Below are 22,432 nucleotides of genomic sequence, written 5' to 3' on the forward strand. Positions count from 1 at the left end.
AGGCGCACCACGACAGCGCGTGATGTTCTGGCACGGGAGGTGCAAACCCGTTTGCGCCGGCCGGGTCATCCGCCGGCAGCGCCCAGAGGCGCCAGAACAACAAGAAGGCGGCAAGCCAACCGCGCTTCGGCTCAACCGGCCGGCGCGCACTGCGGGACCTTGCCTCTCCACTAGCCTTGCAACCCCGGAGTACGTCATGCACTTCAAACAAGCCGTGTCCACCCTGCTCCTCAGTGCCGCCTGCCTGTCCTTTGCGCAGGCGGATGTGAAGGTCGGCGTCATTACCTCCTCCACCGGCCCCATTGCCCTGGTCGGGCTGCCCCAGAAGAACTCCATACCGCTGCTGCCTACCCAGGCGGGCGACCAGCCGGTGACCTACATCGCCCTGGATGACGGCAGCGACCCCACCGCCACGGTGAAGGCGCTGAAGAAGCTGATCAGCGAGGAGAACGTGGACGCCATCATCGGCCCGAGCGGCTCGCCCAACGCCATGGGCGTGATCCAGTTCGTCGCCGAGGCGGGCGTACCGCTGCTGGCGCCGGTGGGCACCGCCGCCGTGGTGCTGCCGATGAACGAGCAGAAGAAATGGGTGTTCAAGACCACCCAGAACGACGACCTGATCGCCAAGGCGCTGGTGGAGGACATGGGCCGTCGCGGGGTGAAGACCCTGGGCTTCATCGGCACCGCCGACCCCTACGGCGAGAACTGGTCGAAGGTGATGGGCGCCCTGGCCGCCGAGCACGGCATCAAGGTGGTCGCCACCGAGCGCTTCCAGCGCCAGGACACCTCGGTCACCGGCCAGAGCCTGAAGGTCCTCGCCGCGCGTCCCGACGCGGTGCTGGTGGCCGCCCCCGGCAGCTCCGCCGTGCTGCCCCAGACCACCCTGTTCGACCAGGGCTACCGGGGCCAGATGTACCAGACCCACGGCGCCGCCCTGCCGGACTTCCTCAAGCTCGGCGGCAAGAAGGTGGAAGGCACCATCCTCGCCGCCAGCCTGATGCTGGTGCTGGACGAGATCCCCGACAGCCACCCGTCCAAGCCCGTCGCCAGCGCGTACGTGAGCGCCTACGAGAAGCTCAACGGCAGCAAGCCGGCCACCTTCGGCGCCAATACCTATGACGCCGGCCTGCTGCTGCAGAAGGCCATCCCGGTGGCCGCCGCCAAGGCCCAGCCGGGCACGCCGGAGTTCCGCGCGGCCCTGCGCGACGCCCTGGAAGCCAGCCATGAAGTCCCCGCGACCCAGGGCGTCTACACCATGACCCCCGAGGACCACAGCGGGTTCGACGAACGCGGCCGCGAGCTGATCCAGGTGAAGAACGGCGCCTGGACCCTGCTCGGCGGCAACTGATCGCACGGGTTCCCCGTAGGGTGGACGACGCTTTCTTCGTCCACCTTCCAGAGCTCCGGTCAGGCACCGATGGTGGATGGGAAAAGCGCCATCCACCCTACGCCCGCCACCCAGCGAAGCCCGAGCCGATACCCGCGCGGACACACCCCGCAGGGTGGACATCGCGCTTCATGTCCACCGGGCTCCGAAGCCACAGCCTCATCCATTGCGATAAAGAGTTCCCACCATGAATTTCCAGATAGCCCTGCTGCTCGGCCAGGACGGCATCACCAACGGCGCCATCTATGCGCTGCTGGCGTTGTCGATCCTGCTGGTCTTCACCGTGACGCGCATCCTGCTGATTCCCCAGGGTGAGTTCGTCACCTACGGCGCGCTGACCATGGCCGCCCTGCAGGCCGGCCAGCCCACGGCCCTGGTCTGGCTGCTGCTCGCCCTGACCCTGGCCGACTGCGCCATGGATCTGTACGACGCCGCCCGCGCCAGCCGCGGCTTCCGCTTCCCCAGGCGGATCGTCGTCAAGCTGGCCTACGCCCTGGCCCTGGTCGGCCTGATCCGCACCCTGCCACTCGCGCAATTGCCCATGGCGCTCCAGGCGCTGCTCACCCTGGCCCTGGTGGTGCCGCTGGGACCGCAGCTCTATCGCCTGGTGTTCCAGCCGCTCGCCTCGGCCAGTTCCCTGGTGCTGCTGATCGTCTCCATCGCCGTGCACGTGGCCATGGTGGGCGTCGCCCTGCTGCTGTTCGGCCCCGAGGGCGCACGCACCGCGCCCTTCTCCGAGGCCGGCCTGACCCTGGGCCCGGTGACCTTCAACAGCCAGACCCTGTGGGTGATCGCGGTGTCCCTGGCGCTGATCATCGGCCTGTTCCTGTTCTTCGAGCGCAGCCTCTACGGCAAGGCCCTGCGGGCCACCGCGGTGAACCGCCTGGGCGCCCGGCTGATGGGCATCTCGCCGACCCTGGCGGGCAAGGCCACCTTCGCCCTGGCCACCTTCATCGGCGCGCTGTCGGGGATCCTCATCGCGCCCATCACCACGCTCTATTTCGACTCGGGTTTCGTCATCAGCCTGAAGGGCTTCGTCGGCGCCATCATCGGCGGCCTGGCGAGCTACCCGGTGGCCGCCCTGGGCGCGCTGGGCGTGGGCCTGATCGAGGCCTTCTCGATGTTCTGGGCCAGCACCTACAAGGAGATCATCGTCTTCACCCTGATCATCCCCTTCCTGCTCTGGCGTTCCCTCACCCGCCGTCATGTCGAGGACGATGAATGAAACCGCGCAACCTGATCCTCGCCCTGGTGGCCGTGCTGGCGCTGGCGCCCGCCGTGCTGCCGCCCTACTACGTGACCCTGCTCAACTACATCGGCCTCTATACCCTGGTGGTGCTGGGACTGGTGCTGCTCACCGGCGTGGGCGGCATGACCAGCTTCGGCCAGGCCGCCTTCGTCGGCCTCGGCGCCTACACCAGCGCCTACCTGACCACGGTGCAGGACCTCCCGGGCTGGCTGGCCTGGGCCAGCGCCTCGCCCTGGCTGACCCTGCTGGCGGGCCTCGCGCTCACCGCCGCCGTGGCGCTGATCCTCGGCGCCCTGACGCTGAAGCTCTCCGGCCACTACCTGCCGCTGGGCACCATCGCCTGGGGCCTCTCCCTCTACTACCTGTTCGGCACCCTGGAATCCCTGGGCGGGCACACCGGCGTCAGCGGCCTGCCGAGCATTTCCCTGCTGGGCGTCGAGCTGGATAAGGGCGAGAAGATCTACTACCTGATCTGGGCCGTGCTGCTGGGCGCCATGCTCATCACCCAGAACCTCCTGGACTCCCGCGAAGGCCGCGCCATCCGCGCCCTCAAGGGGGGCCAGCTGATGGCCGAGTCGATGGGCGTGAACACCTTCCGCGCCAAGATGGTCATCTTCCTCATCTCCGCCCTGTTCGCCGCGCTGTCCGGCTGGCTCTACGCCCACACCCAGCGCTTCGTGAACCCCACGCCCTTCGGCCTGCACATGGGCATCGACTACCTGTTCATGGCGTTGATCGGCGGCGTGGCCAGCGTCTGGGGCGCCCTGCTCGGCGCCGGCGTGCTGACCCTGCTCAAGCAGTGGCTGCAGGACCTCCTGCCGACGCTGCTCGGCAGCACCGGCAACTACGAGGTGATCGTCTTCGGCATCGCCATCGTGCTGCTCATGCAACGCGCCCCCGGCGGCCTCTGGCCGCTGTTGCTGCGCCTGCTGCCGGAGAGCTGGAAACCCGCGCGCGCCGCCCGCGACCTGGACGCCGCCGCCGAACTGCCACGGCGCGAGCTGCCGGCCGCCGGCGAGGTACTGCTGGAAGCCCGTGACCTGACCCGGCGCTTCGGCGGCCTGGTGGCCAACGACGCGATGAACCTGGACGTGCGCAGCGGCGAGATCCTCGCCCTGATCGGCCCCAACGGCGCCGGCAAGAGCACCCTGTTCAACCAGCTCTCCGGGGTCGACACGCCCACCTCCGGCGACGTGCTCTTCCGTGGCCAGCGGATCAACGGCATCCCCTCCCGGAAGATCGCCCGCATGGGCATGAGCCGCACCTTCCAGCACGTCAAGCTGCTGCCGGAGATGAGCGTGCTGGAGAACGTCGCCCTCGGCGCCCACCTGCGTGGCGACAAGGGTGTGATCGCCGCCGCCCTGCGCCTGGACCGCGCCGAGGAAGCGCGCCTGCTGGGCGAGGCCCGGCGGCAACTGGAGCGGGTCGGCCTGGGTGACTACCTGCACCTGGAAGCCGGCAGCCTGGCGCTGGGGCAGCAACGCATCCTGGAGATCGCCCGCGCCCTCTGCGCCGACCCCTGCCTGCTGCTGCTGGACGAGCCCGCCGCCGGCCTTCGCCACAAGGAGAAGGAGGCCCTGGGCCTGCTGCTCAGCCGCCTGCGCGGCGAAGGCATGGCCATTCTCCTGGTGGAGCACGACATGGACTTCGTGATGGGACTGGTGGACCGCGTGGTGGTGATGGAATTCGGCCAGCGCATCGCCTTCGGCCTGCCGGCCGAGGTGCAGAAGGACCCGGCGGTGCTGGAAGCCTATCTCGGAGGAGCGGAGTGATGAACATGCCGATGCAAGACCTGAAGCAGGCGGAGAACCGGGTGGCCAACCCGGTGCTGGACGTCAGCGGCCTCTGCGTCGCCTACGGCAAGGTGGAGGCCCTCTCCAACGCAAGCCTGCGGGTGGGCCAGGGACAGATCGTCACCGTGATCGGCCCCAACGGCGCCGGCAAGACCACCCTGCTCTCGGCCATCATGGGCGTGCTCGGCTCCCGTGGCCGGGTCGCCTTCGACGGTAGCCTGGAGGCGGTGCCGGACGTGGAGGTGATGGTCGCTCGCGGCCTCGGCCTGGTGCCGGAGAAGCGCGAGCTGTTCGGCAGCATGAGCGTGGCCGACAACCTGCTGCTGGGGGCCTTCCAGCGCCACCGCAGCGGCCAGCGCGACCACGGCCAGACCCTGAAGGAGGTCTACGAACTCTTCCCGCGCCTGTGGGAACGCCGCGAGCAGCTGGCCGCCACCCTGTCCGGCGGGGAGCGGCAGATGCTGGCGGTCGGCCGCGCGCTGATGGCCAAGCCGAAGCTGCTGATGCTGGACGAACCGAGCCTGGGCCTGGCGCCGCTGATCACCCGGGAGATCTTCCGCATCATCACCACCCTGCGCCAGCAGGGCGTCTCCATCCTGCTGGTGGAGCAGAACGCCCGCGCCGCCCTGCGCGTGGCCGACTACGCCTATGTGCTGGAGACCGGCCAGGTCGCCATGCAGGGACCCGCCGCGCAGCTGGCGGACGATCCCCGGGTGATCGAGGCGTACCTGGGCCTGGCCAGCAAGCACCAGGAAATGCTCGCCGGCTGATACCCCCGCCCGGCCGCAAGGCCGGGCTCCCCTCAAGGAGGACCCCATGAACCACGCTCCCCGCATCTGCATCGCCGGGGCGGGCGCCATCGGCTGCACCCTGGCCGCGCGCCTGGCCGACACCGGCCACACCGTCTCGGTGCTGGCCCGAGGCGCCACCCTGGCGGCCATCCGCGCCAACGGCATCCACCTGGACGACCTGGACGGCCATCATTTCGTCCGCGTCCCGGCCAGTGACCGGGCCACCGACCTCGGCCCCCAGGACATCGTCTTCCTCTGCGCCAAGGCCGACGCCCTGCCCGCCCTCGCCGCCGACATCCAGCCGCTGCTGCACGCAGGCAGCCTTTTGGTGCCGGTGGTCAACGGCCTGCCCTGGTGGTATTTCCACGGGCTCCAGGGGCGCTTCGCCGGCCAGCGCATCCGGGCCGTCGATCCAGAGGGCCTGCTCGCCGAGCGCCTCGACCTCGCCCAGGTCATCGGCTGCGTCGTCTTCATCACCGCGCAATGCCCGGCCCCCGCCGTGGCCGAGGCGCAGAACCCGCACCTGATGATCTTCGGCGAACCCGACAACCGCCTCACCCCGCGCCTGGAACGCCTGCGCGCCCTGGTGGCGGACGCCGGCATCGAGGCCCGCGCCAGCGAGCGCATCCGCGACTCGGTGTGGACCAAGGCCATCGCCAACCTCAGCTCCAACCCGCTGTCGGTGATCACCGGCGCCACCCTCGAACAGATCTATGGCCAGGCCGACCTGCGCCGGATCGCCGGCGACTGCCTGCAGGAAACCCTGCTGACGGCGGCGGCCTACGGCGCGCGCATCGAGTTCGATCCGCAGACCTTCCTCGACCTGGGCGCCGGCATGGGCGCGGTGCGCACCTCGATGCTCCAGGACTACGACAAAGGCCGCCCGCTGGAGCTGGCCGCCATCGGCGACGCGGTGCTGGAACTGGCCGACCGCCTTGAACTGCCCATGCCCATCACCCGCCACCTGGTGGCCCTGGCGCGTTTTCGCGCCCACCCGCCACGCCCCTGAACGGAGTCGCCCATGAACGCCATCGCCCCCATCACCCAGCCCAGCCACTGCAGCGACGAGGAGTGGGCCCTGCGGGTCCAGCTCGCCCACTGCTACCACCTGGTGGACTTCTTCGGCTGGACCGAGACCATCTTCAACCACATCTCCGCGCGCCTGCCGGGCCCGGCCCACCATTACCTGGTGAACCCCTTCGGCCTGAACTACACCGAGGTCACCCCGGCCAATCTGCTCAAGGTTGACCTCGCCGGCCACAAGCTGGAGGACTCCCCCTACGACGCCAACCCCGCCGGCTTCGCCCTGCACAGCGCGGTACACGGCGCGCGGGACGACATCCACTGCCTGATCCACACCCACACCACGCCCATCTCCGCCATCGTCCAGAAGGAGGCCGGCTTCTCCCACGACAACTTCTACGGCGCCCAGCTCCACGGCCGCATCGGCTACCACGCCTTCGAGGGCATCACCCTGTTCGAGGACGAGAAGGGGCGGATGATCGAGAGCCTGGGCGACAGGCACATCCTGGTGCTGCGCAACCACGGCATCGCGGTCGGCGAAAGCAGCATCGCCAAGGCCTTCTTCCTGCTCTGGACGGTGCAGCGGGCGGCGGAGATCCAGTGCGCGGCCGGCGCCCTGGGCGGCGCGGACCACCCGCTGCCGGTAGCCATCCAGCAGAAATGCACCGACCTCACCGCCATGCTGATCCGCGAAAGCGGCTTCGCGGTGAAGTTCTTCGACGCCATGGTGCGCAAGATGCACGCCAGCCGTGGCCCGAGCTGGTGAGCGGGAGCCCCGGATGAGCACCCGGGGATTCATCGACCCCCAGCGCGCGACCGGGCCTGGCCCGGCCTTTGCTGAAGGGGTGGAATCGAAGGGCCGCCCATTGCGGCGGCCCTTGAACTGACGGGGATCAAAAGGTTTCCAGAAGGCGGTCGACAGCCTCGCCGCAACCCCCTATAACTCTCCCCCTGTCCGCATCACTGTGCCCCGGTCCGCATGAGTACCCCGAAGAAACGCCTCAACCGCTACAACCCCGCCAGCGACGATTTCAAGAAAGAGGAATTCCCCTTCTACTGGATCGCCCGCGTCTATGGCCGCTACAACATGGCCATGGAAAAGACCCTGAAGAAGATCGACCTGGACGTCCCTCGCTGGCGCATCCTCTTCATCCTCAAGGAAAACGGCCAGTCGAGCATTTCGGAACTCTCCGAACACGCCATCGCCAAGCTCTCCACCGTCACCAAGATCGTCTACCGCATGAAGGACGACGGCCTGGTGGACACCGCCCCCTGCGCCAACGACGGCCGCGTCACCCAGGTGACCATCACCGACCACGGCCGGCGCACGGTGGAAGAGATCCAGGCGAACACCGCGCACCTCTTCACCAACAGCTTCAAGGGCCTCACCGAAGCCCAGATCGCCAAGCTGAACGTCACCCTGGAAAAGATCTTCGCCAACCTGCCGGAAGATTGAGGCGCCCTCACAGAGGACAGGCAACCGCCAGCGCACGGGTGAGCGGGTCATGGCAGCCGCCGCCCCTGCCGGCTGCATGGCCAGCCCATCCCGGGGCGCTGTCCCCGGCCTTTCTCATTGATCCATCCCTCGCGCAAAGGCCGCCGCTTCCTCGATCAAGCCAGCCTCCGGCCGCACGCCGGTGTAGAGCACGAACTGCTCCACCGCCTGCAGGACTATGACCTCGGCACCGGTGATGACCCGCTTGCCGTGCGCGCGGGCCAGGCGGATCAGCGGGGTTTCCACCGGCAGCGCCACCACGTCGAACACCCAGTCCGCCGCCACCACCTGTTCCGGGGTGAAGGCCAGGGTGGCGGCGTCCGCACCGCCTTCCATGCCCAGGGGCGTGACATTGACCAGCATGCCGGGACGCTCGTCGCCCAGGCTGTCGCGCCAGGCATAGCCACAGGCTTCGGCCAGCGCCGGGCCAGCGGTGGCGTTGCGCGCGACGATGCGGCCCTGGCGAAAGCCGCTGTCGCGAAAGGCGCTGGCCACCGCCTTGGCCATACCGCCGCTGCCGCGCAGGGCGAAGGTGATGTCGCGGGGTACGCCGTGGCTCGCCAGCAGGCTGGCCACAGCGCTGTAGTCGGTGTTGTAGCCCTTGAGCCAGCCGGACTCGGCGACGATGGTGTTCACCGAGTCGATGGCCCGCGCGGAGGCGTCCAGTTCGTCCAGCAAGGGGATGCAGGCCTCCTTGAAGGGCATGGACACCGCGCTCCCGCGAATGCCCAGGGCGCGGATACCGCCGATGGCCGCCGGCAGGTCGGTGGTGGTGAAGGCCTTGTAGACGAAGTCCAGGTCCAGTGCCTGGTAGAGGTAGTTCTGGAAGCGCGTGCCGAAGTTGCCGGGACGCCCGGACAGTGACATGCACAGGCGGGTGTCGCGGCTGATGGTGCGGGGCATGGGAATCTCCGTTGACCGAATCCGGGCGGGGCCCTCGCAGGGGCGGGCCCCGCCGCTCACCTCAGAAAATGTAATCCGTGGTCAGGAAGTTCGACTCGCGGTTGCGGATGATGTCGCTGACCAGTTGCTTGTTGTCCTCCTGGAACTTGGTGGCCACCAGAGTGCGAATGGAGAACACCCGCAGGGCGTCATGCACCGAGAGGGTCCCCTCGGCCGAGTTCTTGCGCCCGTTGAACGGGAAGGTGTCCGGGCCACGCTGGCACTGGGCATTGATGTTGATGCGCCCGACCTGGTTGGCGAAGGCGTCCACCAGGCGCCCGACCTGGGCCGGGTCGTTGCCGAACAGGCTCAATTGCTGGCCGTAGTCGGAATGCAGGACGTAGTCGATCACCTCCTCCAGCTCGCGGTAAGGCACCACCGGGATCAGCGGGCCGAACTGTTCCTCCTGGTAGAGGCGCATCGCGGGGCTGACCGGGCTCAGCACCGCCGGGTAGAAAAAGCTCTGCCGGTGGCTGCCGCCGCCCGGGTTGACCACCCTGGCCCCCTTGGCCACGGCATCCTCCAGCAGAGTGTTGAGGAAATCGACCTTGCCGGGCTCCGGCAGCGGCGTCAGCGCCACGCCATCGTCCCAGGGCATGCCGGGCTTGAGCTTGGCCAGCCTGGCGCAGAACTTGTCGAGGAAGGGTTCGAGCACCGCCTCGTGGACGAAGAGGATCTTCAGCGCAGTGCAGCGCTGGCCGTTGAACGAGAGCGCGCCGGTGATGGCTTCGCTCACCGCGTTGTCCAGGTCCACCTGGGGCAGGACGATGCCGGGGTTCTTCGCATCCAGGCCCAGCGCGGCCCGCAGGCGGTGGGGACGCGGGTGGAGCTTCTTCAGGTCGGCGGCCCCGGAGTGGGTGCCGATGAAGGCGAACACGTCCACCTTGCCGCTGGCCATGATGGCGCTGACGGTCTCGCGGCCACGGCCGTAGATGATGTTGATGACCCCGGCCGGGAAGCTGTCGCGGAAGGCCTCCAGCAGCGGACGGATCAGCAGCACGCCGAACTTGGCCGGCTTGAACACCACGGTGTTGCCCATGATCAGCGCCGGGATCAGGGTGGTGAAGGTTTCGTTCAGCGGGTAGTTGTAGGGGCCCATGCACAGGGCCACGCCCAGGGGCACGCGGCGGATCTGGCCGAGGGTGCCCTGCTCCAGCTCGAAGCGGCTGGAGCGGCGATCCAGTTCCTTGAGCGCCTCGATGGTGTCGACGATGTAGTCGCAGGTACGGTCGAACTCCTTCTCGGAGTCCTTGAGGTTCTTGCCGATCTCCCACATCAGCAGCTTGACCACCGCCTCGCGCTGTTCGCGCATGCGGGCGAGGAAGCGCTCCACGTGCTGGATACGTTCGGCCACGCGCATCGTCGGCCACAGGCCCTGGCCGTGGTCGTAGGCGGCCACGGCAGCATCCAGGGCCGCCAGGGCGGCGTCGGCGTCCAGCAGCGGCGTGCTGCCCAGCACCACCTGCTCGTCGCCGTTCTCAGTGGCCAGGAACACCGGGCTGCGCACGCTGGCGAGCGGGCCGTCCCAGCGCAGCAGTTCGCCGTTCACCAGGTACTCGCGCTGTTCGATGGGGGCACCGGCGCGGTAGCGCTCGGGGATCTGGTCGGCAGTGGGAAACAGGGCATCGAGGTTGTTGTTGTCGGTCATTGCACTTCCCTCGGAAACGATGGGGTTGAGTGGTGTGATCTGGTTTTAGCGCGATTTTTCTGCTTGGTAAATCGTTTCAGCAAACCGTTTGGCGGAATCCGTGCCCGCACATGAGTCGGCATCGGTCAGAGACGGGTGACGGATACCCGCAGGGGCGATTTCAATCGCCCCCACAGGCGTGAGGAAGGTTCGGCCTGGACCTCAGTCCAGCTGGGCCAGGGCCTCGGCGGTGGTATCGCGGATGCGCTGCCAGTCGCCGGCACGGATCCACTCCGGCTCGAGCATCCAGCTGCCCCCCACGCACATGACGTTGGGCTGGGCGAAGTACTCGCCGATATTGCCCGGACGCACACCGCCCGTGGGGCAGAAGCGGATGTTCGGGAAGGGGCCGGCGAAGGCCTTGAGCGCCTTGACCCCACCACAGAGCTCGGCCGGGAAGAGCTTGAAGCGGCGGTAGCCCAGGGCGTGGCCGAGCATGATCTCGGATGCGCTGCTGATGCCGGGCACCAGCGGCAGCGGGCTGTAGACGCCCGCCCGCAAGAGCTCGGCGGTGCAGCCCGGGGTCACCACGAACTGGGCGCCGGCGGCTTCGGCATCGGCCAGCATCCACTCATCCAGCACGGTGCCGGCGCCGATGCAGAGTTCCGGGCGCTGTTCCCGCAACAGGCGGATGGCGGCCAGGCCGTGTTCCGAACGCAGGGTCACTTCCAGGGTGGTGAGGCCACCGGCGGCCAGGGCATCGGCCAGGGGCAGGATGTCCTGCTCACGCTCGATGGTGATCACCGGCAGGATGCGCGCCGCTTCGCACAGGGCGTCGATCAGCGCCACCTTCTCGGCCATGCCCGGCACGCTGTCACGCTGGCTGGCCCGAACGGGAGAAATAGAAGTCATGGGTCGGTCCTTCGGGCTCAGGGGCACCAGTAGATTTCCAGGGGACGGCTCAGGAAGGCGCGGATGGGCATCTGCGCCACGTCCTCCCCCGCCAGGGCATCGGCCAGGGTCGCCAGCTTGCCGGCACCCTGCAGGGATAACAGGGTGAGGCGCGCACGCCGCAATACCGGCAGCGTCAGGGTCAGGCGCTGGCGCGGCACGCTGGGCGCGAGCATCGGCAGGCACCGGCGCGGGCCTTCCGGGTCCAGGGCCGCCGCCAGGTTGGGGCTGCCGGGGAAGAAGGACGCGGTGTGGCCATCCTCGCCCATGCCCAGCACCAGCACATCGGGGTCCTCCAGGTCCGCCAGTCGGGCGTCCGCCAGCTGGGCCGACGCCTCGACGCTGGGCGCCGGCTGGTAGAGACCAAGGAAGCGCGCGGCCGCCGCGCGCCCCTGCAACAGGTGCCGGCGTACCAGTCCCTCGTTGCTGTCGGGGTGGCTGACCGGCACGAAGCGCTCGTCGGCCAGGCCCAGGGTCACCTTCGACCAGTCCAGTTCCTGGGCCGCGAGGCGCTCGAAGAAGGCCACCGGACTGCGCCCGCCGGACACCACCAGGGTGGCGGCGCCCCGTTCGGCGATGGCGCCGCGCAGGGCATTGGCCACGGTCAGCGCCAGCTCGCCGGCGAGCTGGGCGGGGTTGTCCAGGCTGAGGCCCAGGACCTGGGCCGGCAGGTTCAGATTAGAGATCGCCATACCAACTCCGACCATCACGGGTGATCAATGCAATGGAAGCCATCGGCCCCCAACTGCCCGCCGCATAGGGCTTGGGCGCGTCGCCCAGCTCGCGCCAGCCGGCGATGAGCCGGTCGCACCAACGCCAGGCATATTCGATTTCGTCCTTGCGAACGAAGAGGTTCTGGTTGCCTTTCATCACTTCCAGCAGCAGCCGCTCGTAGGCATCGGGAATCCGCGCGCTGCGGTAGGTGTTGGAGAAGCTCAGTTGCAAGGGATCGCTGCGCAGCTGCATGCCCTTGTCCAGGCCCTGTTCCTTGGTCATCACCTGGAGGGAGATGCCTTCGTCCGGCTGCAGGCGGATCACCAGGCGGTTGCTGATCAGCGGGCGCTGCTCCGGGGCGAAGATGTAGTGCGGCGGCTCCTTGAAGTGGATGACGATCTGCGACAGCTTCTGCGGCATGCGCTTGCCGGTGCGCAGGTAGAAGGGCACGCCGGACCAGCGCCAGTTGCGGATCTCCGCGCGCAGGGCGACGAAGGTCTCGGTGTCGCTCTCGGCGTTGGCGTTGTCCTCTTCCAGGTAACCCGGCACCTGCTTGCCGAGGATGTTGCCGGCCACGTACTGGCCACGCACCACCTGCTGGCCCAGTTGCTCCGGGGCGATGGGCGCCAGGGCCTTGAGCACCTTGACCTTCTCGTCGCGGATGCTGTCGGCGGAAAGGTCGCTGGGCGGGTCCATGGCGATCAGGCAGAGCAGCTGCAGCAGGTGGTTCTGGATCATGTCGCGCAACTGCCCGGCCTGGTCGAAGTACCCCCAGCGCCCCTCGATCCCCACCTGCTCGGCCACGGTGATCTCCACGTGGGAGATGTGGTGCTGGTTCCACTGGGTCTCGAACAGGCTGTTGGCGAAGCGCAGGGCGATCAGGTTCTGCACCGTCTCCTTGCCCAGGTAATGGTCGATCCGATAGGTGCGGTCCTCGGGGAACCAGGCGGCCACCGCATCGTTCACCGCGCGGGAGGACTCCAGGTCGTGGCCTATGGGTTTCTCCAGCACCACGCGGGTGCGCTCGGCCAGGCCCACCGACGCCAGGCCGGCGCAGATGGAGCCGTACACCGCCGCCGGGGTGGCGAAGTAGGCGATCAGCCGCGACACCGGGCCCAGCTTGTCCGCCAGCACCGGGTAGCCGTCCGCCTCGAGGAACTCCATCGTGAGGTAGTCCAGACGCGCCATGAAGCGCTGCACCACGGCCTCCTCCAGCTCGGCGGCCGGCACGTGGCGGCGCAGGTGCTCGCCGATCTGCGCCAGGCGCTCGGCCGGCGAGCCATCCTCCCGGGCCAGGGCGAGGATGCGCGTATCGGCCGGCAGCAGCCCGGCGCGATCCAGGTGATAGAGGGCCGGAAACAGCTTGCGCAACGCCAGGTCACCCAGGGCGCCGAAGAGTCCGACAGTGCAAGGTTCAACAGGTCGTGAGGCCATGATATTTGTTCTTCTATCCAACATGAGCTTATGAATACACCCTGCTTTGCGTTACAGCAAGACAAAATGTAGTAATAAAACTACATTTACCGACAAACGAGATTGCGGTGGCCGCTCCCCGGCGCGCTCAGTACGATAAGCCACCGATTGCAGGCCCCATTTCCAGGAGTCCAGATGGACCGCGTGCACAACCTGCTGGAGCAGATCCAGAACCGCCTCGACGAGCTGAACAAGGCCGAACGCAAGGTCGCCGAAGTGATCCTGCGCGACCCGCAGCAGGCCACCCGCTACAGCATCGCCGCCCTGGCCCAGGCCGCCCAGGTGAGCGAACCCACGGTGAACCGCTTCTGCCGCTCCTTCGGCGTCAACGGCTACCCGGAGCTGAAGATGCAGCTGGCCCAGAGCCTGGCCAGCGGCGCCGCCTACGTCAGCCAGGCGGTGGCCGCCGACGACGGCCCCGAGGCCTACACCCGGAAGATCTTCGGCAGCGCCATCGCTTCCCTGGACAGCGCCTGCCAGAGCCTCGACCCGCAACTGATCAGCCGCGCCGTGGACCTGATGATCCAGGCCCGGCAGATCCACTTCTTCGGCCTCGGCGCCTCGGCCTCGGTGGCCCTGGACGCCCAGCACAAGTTCTTCCGCTTCAACCTGGCGGTGTCGGCCCATTCCGATGTGCTGATGCAGCGCATGCTGGCCTCGGTGGCCCACACCGGGGACCTGTTCGTGATCATTTCCTACACCGGCCGCACCCGCGAACTGGTGGAGGTGGCACGCCTGGCGCGGCAGAACGGCGCCTCGGTGCTCGGCCTCACCGCCGCCGGCTCGCCGCTGGCCCGGGCCAGCACCATCAGCCTGGACATCCCGCTGCCGGAAGACACCGACATCTATATGCCGATGACCTCGCGCATCATCCAGCTCACCGTGCTCGACGTGCTGGCCACCGGCATGACCCTGCGCCGTGGCGTGGACTTCCAGCCGCACCTGCGCAAGATCAAGGAAAGCCTCAACGCCAGCCGCTACCCGGCGGACGAAGAACCCAGCTGAAGCGCCCGCGAAACCGTCCGCGCCCTTCCTCGTAGGAGCGGGCTTGCCCGCGAAACGTCCGAGCCATTCGCCGGCAAGCCGGCTCCTACGGCGAAACCGTCCGCGCCCTTCCTTGTAGGAGCGGGCTCGCCCGCGAAGCCCTCCACGTTATTCGCCGGCAAGCCGGCTCCTACGGCGAAACCGTCCGCGCCCTTCCTCGTAGGAGCGGGCTTGCCCGCGAAGCCCTCCACGTTATTCGCCGGCAAGCCGGCTCCTACGGCGAAACCGTCCGTGCTATTCGCCGGCAAGCCGGCTCCTACAGTACTCGGGCGGTCAAGTGCAGCCTCGCCTGCTCTCCCGCCACCAGCGTCACGCCCCGTTCGCCACAGGCCGCTCCCTGCACGGAGAGGAATCCCAGCCCTTCCGCCCAGCTCACCTCGGCCAGCGGCCGGCTGCCGGGGTGCCAGACCACCGTATGGGGATTGCCCCCGCCATCGATGCACAGCCGACGCTGCCAGCCCGGGTCCTGCAGCTTCAGGCGTCCGCCCCGGTGGAACAGCTTGTGCACGCCGTCGCTCACCCGCAGCTCGCCGTCCTGTCGACAGGGCTCGCGCAGCAACAGGTCGCGCCCCTCGGCGCCGTCCAGCCCCAGCAGCCCCACCCGAGCCACATCCGAAACCCGCCAGTAGGCATGCAGGGCGTGACTGAGGACGCAAGGCTCGCTGTCGCGGTGGCTGGTCACCAGTTCCAGGCTCAGGGAATCCCCCAGCACCGCCCGCAACTCCACCTGCCAGTCATGCAGCTCCAGGCGCCAGCGCAAGGCGACGCCCTCGGCGTCCGCCTGCTTGTCCACCAACCGCCAGTCCGAGAGCCGCGCCCAGCCGTGGTGGGGCCAGCCACCTTCCATGGGGTGCCGGCCGAACCAGGGCCAGCACACCGGCACGCCACCCCGAATGGCCCCGATACGCGGCCAGCGGCTTGCGCACCAGAGCAGCGGCCGCTCGCCACGGGGCTGGAAATGCAACAGCTGGCCGCCCTGGCGGCTGAACACCGCCGAGCAGCGGGGGTGCTCCACCAGCAGCAGCTCGCGCCCCTGGTGTTCGCCCCAGCGGAACGGCTGCCCGGCCGCCGGGCGCAGCAGGGCGTCGAGGGGGTGGCCATCGCCCTCCCCCGTCCGCACCTGCCGACGCTTCACCCCCCGCTCAACGGCGGCCATGGACGCTCCCGGTCATTTCCACCAGTACTCCACCTGCACGCCGAAGTTGGAGCCGTGCAGGGCATCGCCGAAGGCGCCGGTGTCCGACAGCGCCGAGCCGGCCGCCATCTGGCTGGCGGCACGCTGGGCCGCCTCGTTCCAGCTGGCGTAGGTGTAGTAGAGGCGGAACTCCGGGCGCTGCCAGAAGCCCGGTCCCGCCGGCGACCAGGTGGGCGCGACGGTGAACTTGGTGAGCTTGCGGGTGCCGCCGGGAGCATCCACCTGGTCGCGGCCCAGTTCGGTCACCAGCTTGAACTCCTCGGTGAAGGCGTAGCTCGGGCGCACGCCGATGGACAGCCAGTCCTGGTCGTCACCGTCCGGGCGGGTGTCCTTCTGGTAGACCACCTCGAACTGGCCGCCGAAGCGCGGGGTCACCTGCCAGTCGAAGAACTCCACGACACGCCAGCTCTTGTTGGCGTTGTCCAGGGTCGGGTCGCCGGTGTAGCCCAGGGCCGTTCCGGGGCCGCGACCGTACTGCAGGGCGAAGGTGTTGACCCCGCCGAGGAAGGCCTGCTGCTTGTGCTGCGCCGAGACCGACCAGCCGCTGTGGGCGCCGGTGCTGTCGGGCTTGTCGATATAGCTGACGCCCACCTCCACCTCACCGCCGGGGTTGGTCTGGAATCCGCCGACGTTGAAGTCGTGGCGGTTGATGTAGGGGTCCTGGAAGACGCTGTCCTTGCGCGAGAACACGTAGCTGTACTTGAGGTCGCCGATGGCCACTTCGTCGAAGCCGAAGCCCGTGGCGCTCTGGTTCCAGTAGTAGAAGTCGGAGATGTGGATGTCGTTACGCTTGTAGAAACGACGTCCCGCCCAGAAGGAACCGCCGTTCAGCGCCGGCATGTTGCTCCATTCGGCGTACATCTGGTTCATCCGCGCGAAACCATGGTCGCCGGTGAACTCGGGCGTATGGCCGTACTCGTTGTACAGCTGCGCCATGCCCTCGACGCTGATCACCGAGCCGTCATCGAGCTTGAACAGGTCCTGGCGCAGGTCCAGTTCGATGTATTGCTCGCACTCGTTGCCCAGGCGGTACTTCGACTGCGCCCCCGGCAGCTGGAAGCAGGATTGCGTGCCGCCCTCGCTGGATCCGCCGGCACCGCTGCGCACGTAGCCGGTGAACTCCACCGCCTGCGCCAGCCCGGAAACCGCGAAAAGCGCGCAGGGCAGTACCCACAAACCTTTGGTCTTAGTGTTCATGTCCACTCCAGATTTTTATTGTTGTGTTTCGATGGATCGTTCTTCTGAGCTTCTTCGTAGGAGGAACGAGCTCGCTCGCGAAAGAACCTGCTCGGGGTGCTTCGCGAGCAAGCTCGCTCCTACAGGCCTTTCAGGTGCGCCACCCTGGCCTGCCGCTCAGGGCTTGCCGCGTTTCCCGGCAGGCACAGGCGCTCGCCGCTTTGCGCGTCGAACAACAGCACCCGTTCGGGCGCCAATTGCAGGTCGAGGGCATCGCCGACGCGCACCGGCGCGTCGGGCGCCAGGCGGCAGCAGACCTTGGTCTGGTTGATCTCGACGAAGGCCAGGGTGTCCGGCCCGGTGGGCTCCAGCACCTGCACCCGGGCGCGCACCGACGAGCCCTCGCCCGAGGCCTGCTGGATCTGTTCGGGGCGGATGCCGAGGATCAGCTCGCGGCCTTCCAGCTCGCCGGAGGCCTCGCCGAGCGGCAGCTCGCAATGGCCATCGTCGCTGTCCAGCAGCCCCACCAGCCGCCCGTCCCGACGCTGCAGGCGCAGGGGGATGAAGTTCATCGGCGGCGAGCCCATGAAGCCGGCGACGAAGAGGTTGGCCGGGTCGTTGTAGATCTGCTGCGGGGTGCCGAACTGCTGGATGATGCCGTCCTTCATCACCGCCACCTTGTCGCCCAGGGTCATGGCCTCGATCTGGTCATGGGTGACATAGACCGTGGTGGTCTTCAGGCGCTGGTGCATCAGCTTGATCTCGGTGCGCATCTCCACCCGCAGCTTGGCGTCGAGGTTGGAGAGCGGCTCGTCGAACAGGTAGATCTTCGGCCGCCGCGCCAGGGCCCGGCCCATGGCCACGCGCTGCTGCTGGCCACCGGAAAGCTGGCCGGGCTTGCGCTCCAGCAGGTGCTCGATCTGCAGCAGCCTGGCCACACGCGCCACCTCGGCGTCGATCTCGGCGGCGGGCCGCTTGCGGATCTTCAGGCCGAAGGCGATGTTCTCGCGCACGCTCATGGTCGGGTACAGGGCGTAGGACTGGAACACCATGGCGATGTCCCGGTCCTTGGGGCTCATGCCGCTGATGTCCTCGCCGTCCACCAGGATGGCGCCGCCGCTGATGTCCTCCAGCCCGGCGATGCAGTTCATCAGGGTGGATTTGCCGCAGCCCGAGGGGCCGACGAGGATCAGGAACTCGCCCGAGTCGATCGCCAGCTCGATGTTCTTCAGGGTGTCCGCCAGGCCGCTGCCGTAGGACTTGTTGACGTTGCGCAGTTCGAGGGTTGCCATGGGTGCGACTCCTAGCCTTTGACAGCGCCGGCGGTGAGGCCGCGCAGGAAGTATTTGCCGGCGAACACGTAGACCAGCAGGGTGGGCAGGCCGGCGATCATCGCGGCCGCCATGTCGACGTTGTATTCCTTGACCCCGGTGCTGGTGTTCACCAGGTTGTTCAGGGCCACGGTGATGGGCTGGCTGTCGCCGCTGGCGAACACCACGCCGAAGAGGAAGTCGTTCCAGATCTGGGTGAACTGCCAGATCAGGCAGACCATGATGGTGGGCACCGACATGGGCAGCAGGATGCGCCCGAAGATGGTGAAGAACCCCGCCCCGTCCAGCCGCGCCGCCCGCACCAGGGCGTTGGGGATGCTCACGTAGAAGTTGCGGAAGAACAGCGTGGTGAAGGCCAGGCCGTAGACCACGTGCACCAGCACCAGGCCGCCGGTGGTGTTGGCCAGCCCCAGCTTGCCGAGGGTGAAGGACGCCGGCAGCAGCACCACCTGGAATGGCAGGAAGCAGCCGAACAGCAAGGCCCCGAAGAACAGCTGGGAGCCCCGGAAGCGCCAGAGCGAGAGCACATAGCCGTTGAGCGCGCCCAGCAGCGTGGAGATCAGCACGGCCGGCACCGTGATCATCACCGAGTTCCAGAAGTAGCCACCGACGCTGGCCCAGGCCTTGCTCCAGCCGATGAGGGTGAAGACGTCCGGCAGGGACAGCAGGTTGCCGGTGCGGATGTCGTCCAGGGTCTTGAAGCTGGTCAGCAGCATCACCACCAGCGGCACCAGGTAGAGGGCGCAGGCCAGGAGCAGGATGGCGTAGATGGCCAGGCGGCTGACACTGAATGCGGGTTTTCCGGCCAGGCTAGTCATGGCGCTTGTTCCTCAGTTCGGAGTACAGGTAGGGCACGATGATCGCCAGCACGGCACCGAGCATGAGCATGGCGCTGGCGGCACCCAGGCCCATCTGGCCGCGGGTGAAGGTGTGGGCGTACATGAACATCGCCGGCAGGTCGGAGGCGTAGCCGGGGCCGCCGGCGGTCATCGCCGCCACCAGGTCGAAGCTCTTGATGGCGATGTGGGCGAGGATCATCAGCGCGCTGAAGAACACCGGGCGCAGGCTCGGCAGGACGATGCGCAGGTAGATGGTCGGCAGGCTGGCGCCGTCCACCTGGGCGGCACGGATCATCGACTGGTCGACCCCGCGCAGGCCGGCGAGGAACAGCGCCATGACGAAGCCGGAGGACTGCCACACGGCGGCGATCACCAGGCAGTAGACGACCCGGTCCGGGTCCACCAGCCAGTCCAGGCGGAAGCCTTCCCAGCCCCAGTCACGCAAGAGCTTGTCCAGCCCGAGCCCCGGGTTGAGCAGCCACTTCCAGGCGGTGCCGGTGACGATCATCGACAGCGCCATGGGGTAGAGGTAGACGGTGCGGATGAAGCCCTCGCGGCGGATGCGCTGGTCCAGCAGGACGGCCAGCAGCACGCCGATGGCGAGGCTGATGACGATGAACAGGCCGCCGTACACCACGAGGTTCTGGCTCGCCACCCACCAGCGGTCGTTCTCCCACAGGCGCTGGTACTGCTGCAGCCCCACCCAGCTGTAGCTGGGCATGAAGCGCGAGTTGGTGAAGGACAGCAGGAAGGTCCAGAGGATGTAGCCGTAGAAGCCCACCAGCACGATGAGCATGCTGGGGGCCAGCACCAGCTTGGGTAGCCAGCGCTGCAGCGCATCCAGGGGTGAGGCCTTGGCGAAGACGGCGGTTGAGCTCATGGGTATCCAGCTCCGATGGTCAGGTGATCACTCCCCTCTCCCGCCTGCGGGAGAGAAGGATTTTTTCGGGCAACACGCTCCCCAACCCGCTCCCTGAAAGGAGAGGAACCGGTGAGGTGCGGGCCCGGGAGCCCGCTGGCTCAGGAGGAAGGGGAGATCGAGGGGCCGCTACGCGGCCCGGGCGCTCACTGCACCGCCTGGATGGCGGCGGCCAGTTGCTGGGCGGCCTTCTTCGGATCGGCCTTGGGGTCGTTGAAGAAGTTGGTCACCACGTCGAACATCGCGCCCTGGACGTAGCCCGAAGCGGCCATCAGGTGCGCCAGGCTGGGCTGCAACCCGCCATTGCCGACGGCTTCCTTGAAGTCCTTCATGGAGGCCTGGGCGCAACTGTCGAAGCCGCTCATGTCGGCGTCCTGGCGGACCGGGATGGAGCCCTTGTTCTGGCTGAACAGGGTCTGGAACTCGGCGCCCATGACGATTCGCGCCAAGTCTTCCTGGGCGCTGCGGTTGGCTTCGTCCTTGAGCTTGAACAGGGTCAGCGAATCGATGTTGTAGTCGAAGCTGCCCTGGGTGCCGGGGAAGGGAACGCAGAGGTAGTCCTTGCCCGCCACCTTGCCGGCGGCCGTCCACTCGCCCTTGGCCCAGTCGCCCATGATCTGCATGCCGGCCTTGCCATTGATCAGCAGGCCGGTGGCGCCGTTCCAGTCACGCCCGGCGGTGTTGGCGTCCATGTAGCCGCGGAATTTCTGCAGGGTCTCGAACACCTTGACCATCTTGTCGCCGGAGAGCGTGGCCGAATCCAGCTCGACGAAGGCCTTGTGGTAGTCCTGGGGGCCCAGGATGCTGAGCGCGATGTTCTCGAAGGTGGTGCCGTCCTGCCAGGGCTGGCCGCCGTGGGCGATGGCGATGTAGCCGGCGGCCTTGAGCTTGTCGGCGGCGACGAAGAACTCGTCGAGGGTGGTGGGCGGCGTGGCGCCGGCCTTCTGGAACACCTCGGGATTTATCCACAGCCAGTTGACCCGGTGCACGTTCACCGGCACCGCCACGTAGTGGTCGTCGTACTTCATGATGCCGGCGACCTGCTCGGGCAGCAGCGCGTCCCACTTGCCCTCCTCGGCCACGGCGTCCATTTCCGTGAGCAGGCCGAGCGCGCCCCACTCCTGGATATCGGGCCCCTTGATCTGGGCGGCGGACGGCGGATTGCCGGATACGGCGCGGGTCTTGAGCACGGTCATCGCCGCTTCGCCGCCGCCACCGGCCACGGCGAAGTCCTTCCAGGTGTGGCCCTTCTGCTCGACCAGTTCCTTCAGGGTATCGGCGGCACGCTTCTCGCCGCCGGACGTCCACCAGTGCAGGACTTCCACTTCGCCGGCGAGGGCGGTCAGGGGGAACAGGGAGGCGAGGGATACGACGGCGGCCAGGCGGGAGATGGCATTCATGGATGGGGATACCTTTTTGTTTTTATGACTGTGCAAGTCGGTGCTTGCCCTTGCCGAAAGTCTAAACAGGATCGTCGGAGCGCCGGGTAACAAAGGGATGCCCGAAGGTCACAGGCCGGTTACACAGGGCGGAATGGATCGGCACCCGATTCATACCGACTTCCCGCCACCCCCTGGCGGTTCCAGGGGCTTGCGGTGCAGGCGGCGGAAGTCCCTCGGGGTTCGCCCCTTGAGCGCCAGGAACTGTCGATTGAACAACGAGAGGTTGGCGTAGCCCACCTGCTCGGCGATGCGCAGCACCGCCGCTTCGGTGGCGATCAGCAGGGAGCAGGCGCGGCCGATGCGCAAGCGCGTGACGTACTGCACGGCCGTCATCCGCGTGTGGCGGCGAAACATCCGGTGGAAGGCCGAGACGCTGACGCAGGCCAGCTCGGCCAGCGCGGGGATGGACACCGGCTCGGCGAATCCCCGGTGCAGGTGATCGAGCACCCGCTGGATACGCGGATCGGCCGTGGGCACGGCGGCGGGAGCGGCCGGCGCGTTGGCCAGCGGCAGCCTGTCGGGGTCACGGCAGAGCGACAGCAGGACGTCCAGCAACAGCATCAGTCGCCGGCCCGGTTCCGCTTCCGGCATCGCCTCGATCAGCGGACGGACGCGGGCGCGCGTCGACGCGCCGAAACTCAGGCCCTGCTCGGCGCCGGCCAGCAGCGCGCCGATGTCCCGCAGTTCGGGCAGGACAGCCAGCAGGCCATCGGCCCAGTCGCGGTGGAACCAGATGACCAGGGCCCGGTGCGGCCGGTCCGGGTCGATGCGCTCGCGGGAACACCAGCTGTGTGGCATGCCCGGACCGATCAGCACCAGGTCGCCGTCGTCGTAGGGCTCGATGTCATCGCCGATGTAGCGATGCCCCCTGCTGTTGAGCGTGAGGGTCAGCTCGTACTCCGGGTGGTGATGCCACTCGAAGGGGATGCCCTCCTCCAGGCGGCGGTCCAGCAGCGCCCAGGAGGCGCCGTCGTCGGGAAGGATGGTTTCGAGGAAGGCATGCATGGGCGGCACGATAACCCAACCCGGGCAGGCGTTCAC

At 67.9% G+C, this 22,432-nt stretch carries 20 protein-coding genes; 8 read left to right on the forward strand and 12 right to left on the reverse strand.

Annotated elements, in window-relative coordinates; all coding sequences use genetic code 11:
• Nucleotides 1–196 precede the first annotated feature (196 nt).
• The 7 genes from KF707C_RS20945 (at nucleotide 197) to KF707C_RS20975 (ending at nucleotide 7,699) form a co-directional block, all read left to right on the forward strand.
• Nucleotides 197–1,348: an ABC transporter substrate-binding protein gene (locus KF707C_RS20945; RefSeq protein WP_003450922.1), complete on the forward strand. Its 1,152-nt coding sequence runs from the start codon at nucleotides 197–199 to the stop codon at nucleotides 1,346–1,348.
• A gap of 226 nt (nucleotides 1,349–1,574) precedes the next feature.
• A complete protein-coding gene (locus KF707C_RS20950; RefSeq protein ID WP_003450917.1) occupies nucleotides 1,575–2,612 on the forward strand; it encodes a branched-chain amino acid ABC transporter permease in 1,038 nt (345 codons plus the stop codon).
• Complete coding sequence (locus KF707C_RS20955) at nucleotides 2,609–4,408, forward strand: branched-chain amino acid ABC transporter ATP-binding protein/permease (RefSeq protein WP_003450916.1); 1,800 nt, start codon at nucleotides 2,609–2,611, stop codon at nucleotides 4,406–4,408. Before KF707C_RS20950 ends, KF707C_RS20955 begins: the two co-directional genes overlap by 4 nt.
• Nucleotides 4,408–5,199 (forward strand): ABC transporter ATP-binding protein, encoded by a 792-nt coding sequence (locus KF707C_RS20960; RefSeq protein ID WP_003450913.1) that lies wholly within the window; start codon nucleotides 4,408–4,410, stop codon nucleotides 5,197–5,199. The genes KF707C_RS20955 and KF707C_RS20960 overlap by 1 nt, the downstream gene beginning before the upstream one ends.
• A 46-nt stretch (nucleotides 5,200–5,245) precedes the next feature.
• A complete protein-coding gene (locus KF707C_RS20965) occupies nucleotides 5,246–6,229 on the forward strand; it encodes a ketopantoate reductase family protein (RefSeq protein WP_003450911.1) in 984 nt (327 codons plus the stop codon).
• Nucleotides 6,230–6,241: 12 nt separating this feature from the next.
• Nucleotides 6,242–7,009, forward strand: coding sequence for a class II aldolase/adducin family protein (locus KF707C_RS20970; RefSeq protein ID WP_003450909.1), 768 nt, complete (start codon nucleotides 6,242–6,244; stop codon nucleotides 7,007–7,009).
• 213 nt (nucleotides 7,010–7,222) lie between these two features.
• Nucleotides 7,223–7,699: a MarR family winged helix-turn-helix transcriptional regulator gene (locus tag KF707C_RS20975; protein ID WP_003450906.1), complete on the forward strand. Its 477-nt coding sequence runs from the start codon at nucleotides 7,223–7,225 to the stop codon at nucleotides 7,697–7,699.
• A gap of 114 nt (nucleotides 7,700–7,813) precedes the next feature.
• On the opposite strand, the gene KF707C_RS20980 is transcribed toward KF707C_RS20975, so the two are convergent.
• From KF707C_RS20980 to zwf, 5 genes are all read right to left on the reverse strand, one after another.
• On the reverse strand, nucleotides 7,814–8,641 hold the full coding sequence (locus KF707C_RS20980) for a shikimate 5-dehydrogenase (RefSeq protein ID WP_003450900.1): 828 nt from the start codon (nucleotides 8,639–8,641) through the stop codon (nucleotides 7,814–7,816).
• 61 nt (nucleotides 8,642–8,702) lie between these two features.
• Complete coding sequence (locus tag KF707C_RS20985; RefSeq protein WP_003450897.1) at nucleotides 8,703–10,328, reverse strand: NADP-dependent glyceraldehyde-3-phosphate dehydrogenase; 1,626 nt, start codon at nucleotides 10,326–10,328, stop codon at nucleotides 8,703–8,705.
• A 201-nt stretch (nucleotides 10,329–10,529) separates the two neighbouring features.
• A complete protein-coding gene (locus tag KF707C_RS20990) occupies nucleotides 10,530–11,219 on the reverse strand; it encodes a bifunctional 4-hydroxy-2-oxoglutarate aldolase/2-dehydro-3-deoxy-phosphogluconate aldolase (RefSeq protein ID WP_003450894.1) in 690 nt (229 codons plus the stop codon).
• Nucleotides 11,220–11,236: 17 nt separating this feature from the next.
• The gene (pgl, locus tag KF707C_RS20995; protein ID WP_003450891.1) at nucleotides 11,237–11,950 is read right to left on the reverse strand and encodes a 6-phosphogluconolactonase; all 714 of its coding nucleotides are present in this window, start codon (nucleotides 11,948–11,950) and stop codon (nucleotides 11,237–11,239) included.
• Nucleotides 11,937–13,406 (reverse strand): glucose-6-phosphate dehydrogenase, encoded by a 1,470-nt coding sequence (gene zwf, locus KF707C_RS21000; RefSeq protein WP_003450887.1) that lies wholly within the window; start codon nucleotides 13,404–13,406, stop codon nucleotides 11,937–11,939. The genes pgl and zwf overlap by 14 nt, the downstream gene beginning before the upstream one ends.
• Nucleotides 13,407–13,580: 174 nt before the next feature.
• On the opposite strand from zwf, the gene KF707C_RS21005 reads away from it, so the two are divergent.
• Entirely contained in the window at nucleotides 13,581–14,450 is an 870-nt protein-coding gene (locus KF707C_RS21005) for a MurR/RpiR family transcriptional regulator (protein ID WP_003450869.1), read from the forward strand.
• A 295-nt stretch (nucleotides 14,451–14,745) separates the two neighbouring features.
• On the opposite strand, the gene KF707C_RS21010 is transcribed toward KF707C_RS21005, so the two are convergent.
• The 7 genes from KF707C_RS21010 to KF707C_RS21040 form a co-directional block, all read right to left on the reverse strand.
• Nucleotides 14,746–15,645 carry a D-hexose-6-phosphate mutarotase gene (locus KF707C_RS21010; protein ID WP_003450867.1) on the reverse strand — a complete coding sequence of 300 codons (900 nt, stop codon included), beginning with the start codon at nucleotides 15,643–15,645 and terminating at the stop codon, nucleotides 14,746–14,748.
• Nucleotides 15,646–15,657: 12 nt separating this feature from the next.
• Complete coding sequence (locus KF707C_RS21015; RefSeq protein WP_003450865.1) at nucleotides 15,658–16,881, reverse strand: maltoporin; 1,224 nt, start codon at nucleotides 16,879–16,881, stop codon at nucleotides 15,658–15,660.
• A 119-nt stretch (nucleotides 16,882–17,000) separates the two neighbouring features.
• Complete coding sequence (locus tag KF707C_RS21020; protein WP_003450863.1) at nucleotides 17,001–18,152, reverse strand: ABC transporter ATP-binding protein; 1,152 nt, start codon at nucleotides 18,150–18,152, stop codon at nucleotides 17,001–17,003.
• Between the two features lie 11 nt (nucleotides 18,153–18,163).
• Nucleotides 18,164–19,009: a carbohydrate ABC transporter permease gene (locus tag KF707C_RS21025; protein ID WP_003450860.1), complete on the reverse strand. Its 846-nt coding sequence runs from the start codon at nucleotides 19,007–19,009 to the stop codon at nucleotides 18,164–18,166.
• Nucleotides 19,002–19,910, reverse strand: coding sequence for a carbohydrate ABC transporter permease (locus KF707C_RS21030; protein WP_003450858.1), 909 nt, complete (start codon nucleotides 19,908–19,910; stop codon nucleotides 19,002–19,004). The genes KF707C_RS21025 and KF707C_RS21030 overlap by 8 nt, the downstream gene beginning before the upstream one ends.
• Before the next feature lie 185 nt (nucleotides 19,911–20,095).
• Nucleotides 20,096–21,349, reverse strand: coding sequence for an ABC transporter substrate-binding protein (locus KF707C_RS21035; RefSeq protein WP_003450855.1), 1,254 nt, complete (start codon nucleotides 21,347–21,349; stop codon nucleotides 20,096–20,098).
• Between the two features lie 150 nt (nucleotides 21,350–21,499).
• Complete coding sequence (locus KF707C_RS21040) at nucleotides 21,500–22,396, reverse strand: helix-turn-helix domain-containing protein (protein WP_003450853.1); 897 nt, start codon at nucleotides 22,394–22,396, stop codon at nucleotides 21,500–21,502.
• Between the last annotated feature and the right edge of the window lie 36 nt (nucleotides 22,397–22,432).

Origin of the sequence: Pseudomonas furukawaii (assembly GCF_002355475.1) — a bacterium.
Taxonomy (GTDB): domain Bacteria; phylum Pseudomonadota; class Gammaproteobacteria; order Pseudomonadales; family Pseudomonadaceae; genus Metapseudomonas; species Metapseudomonas furukawaii.

Bases quoted from the DNA above. Each gene is read 5' to 3' on its own strand.
- KF707C_RS20945 (WP_003450922.1), top strand. From the start codon at position 197: ATGCACTTCAAACAAGCCGTGTCCACCCTGCTCCTCAGTGCCGCCTGC.
- KF707C_RS20950 (WP_003450917.1), top strand. From the start codon at position 1,575: ATGAATTTCCAGATAGCCCTGCTGCTCGGCCAGGACGGCATCACCAAC.
- KF707C_RS20955 (WP_003450916.1), top strand. From the start codon at position 2,609: ATGAAACCGCGCAACCTGATCCTCGCCCTGGTGGCCGTGCTGGCGCTG.
- KF707C_RS20960 (WP_003450913.1), top strand. From the start codon at position 4,408: ATGAACATGCCGATGCAAGACCTGAAGCAGGCGGAGAACCGGGTGGCC.
- KF707C_RS20965 (WP_003450911.1), top strand. From the start codon at position 5,246: ATGAACCACGCTCCCCGCATCTGCATCGCCGGGGCGGGCGCCATCGGC.
- KF707C_RS20970 (WP_003450909.1), top strand. From the start codon at position 6,242: ATGAACGCCATCGCCCCCATCACCCAGCCCAGCCACTGCAGCGACGAG.
- KF707C_RS20975 (WP_003450906.1), top strand. From the start codon at position 7,223: ATGAGTACCCCGAAGAAACGCCTCAACCGCTACAACCCCGCCAGCGAC.
- KF707C_RS20980 (WP_003450900.1), bottom strand. From the start codon at position 8,641: ATGCCCCGCACCATCAGCCGCGACACCCGCCTGTGCATGTCACTGTCC.
- KF707C_RS20985 (WP_003450897.1), bottom strand. From the start codon at position 10,328: ATGACCGACAACAACAACCTCGATGCCCTGTTTCCCACTGCCGACCAG.
- KF707C_RS20990 (WP_003450894.1), bottom strand. From the start codon at position 11,219: ATGACTTCTATTTCTCCCGTTCGGGCCAGCCAGCGTGACAGCGTGCCG.
- pgl (WP_003450891.1), bottom strand. From the start codon at position 11,950: ATGGCGATCTCTAATCTGAACCTGCCGGCCCAGGTCCTGGGCCTCAGC.
- zwf (WP_003450887.1), bottom strand. From the start codon at position 13,406: ATGGCCTCACGACCTGTTGAACCTTGCACTGTCGGACTCTTCGGCGCC.
- KF707C_RS21005 (WP_003450869.1), top strand. From the start codon at position 13,581: ATGGACCGCGTGCACAACCTGCTGGAGCAGATCCAGAACCGCCTCGAC.
- KF707C_RS21010 (WP_003450867.1), bottom strand. From the start codon at position 15,645: ATGGCCGCCGTTGAGCGGGGGGTGAAGCGTCGGCAGGTGCGGACGGGG.
- KF707C_RS21015 (WP_003450865.1), bottom strand. From the start codon at position 16,881: ATGAACACTAAGACCAAAGGTTTGTGGGTACTGCCCTGCGCGCTTTTC.
- KF707C_RS21020 (WP_003450863.1), bottom strand. From the start codon at position 18,152: ATGGCAACCCTCGAACTGCGCAACGTCAACAAGTCCTACGGCAGCGGC.
- KF707C_RS21025 (WP_003450860.1), bottom strand. From the start codon at position 19,009: ATGACTAGCCTGGCCGGAAAACCCGCATTCAGTGTCAGCCGCCTGGCC.
- KF707C_RS21030 (WP_003450858.1), bottom strand. From the start codon at position 19,910: ATGAGCTCAACCGCCGTCTTCGCCAAGGCCTCACCCCTGGATGCGCTG.
- KF707C_RS21035 (WP_003450855.1), bottom strand. From the start codon at position 21,349: ATGAATGCCATCTCCCGCCTGGCCGCCGTCGTATCCCTCGCCTCCCTG.
- KF707C_RS21040 (WP_003450853.1), bottom strand. From the start codon at position 22,396: ATGCATGCCTTCCTCGAAACCATCCTTCCCGACGACGGCGCCTCCTGG.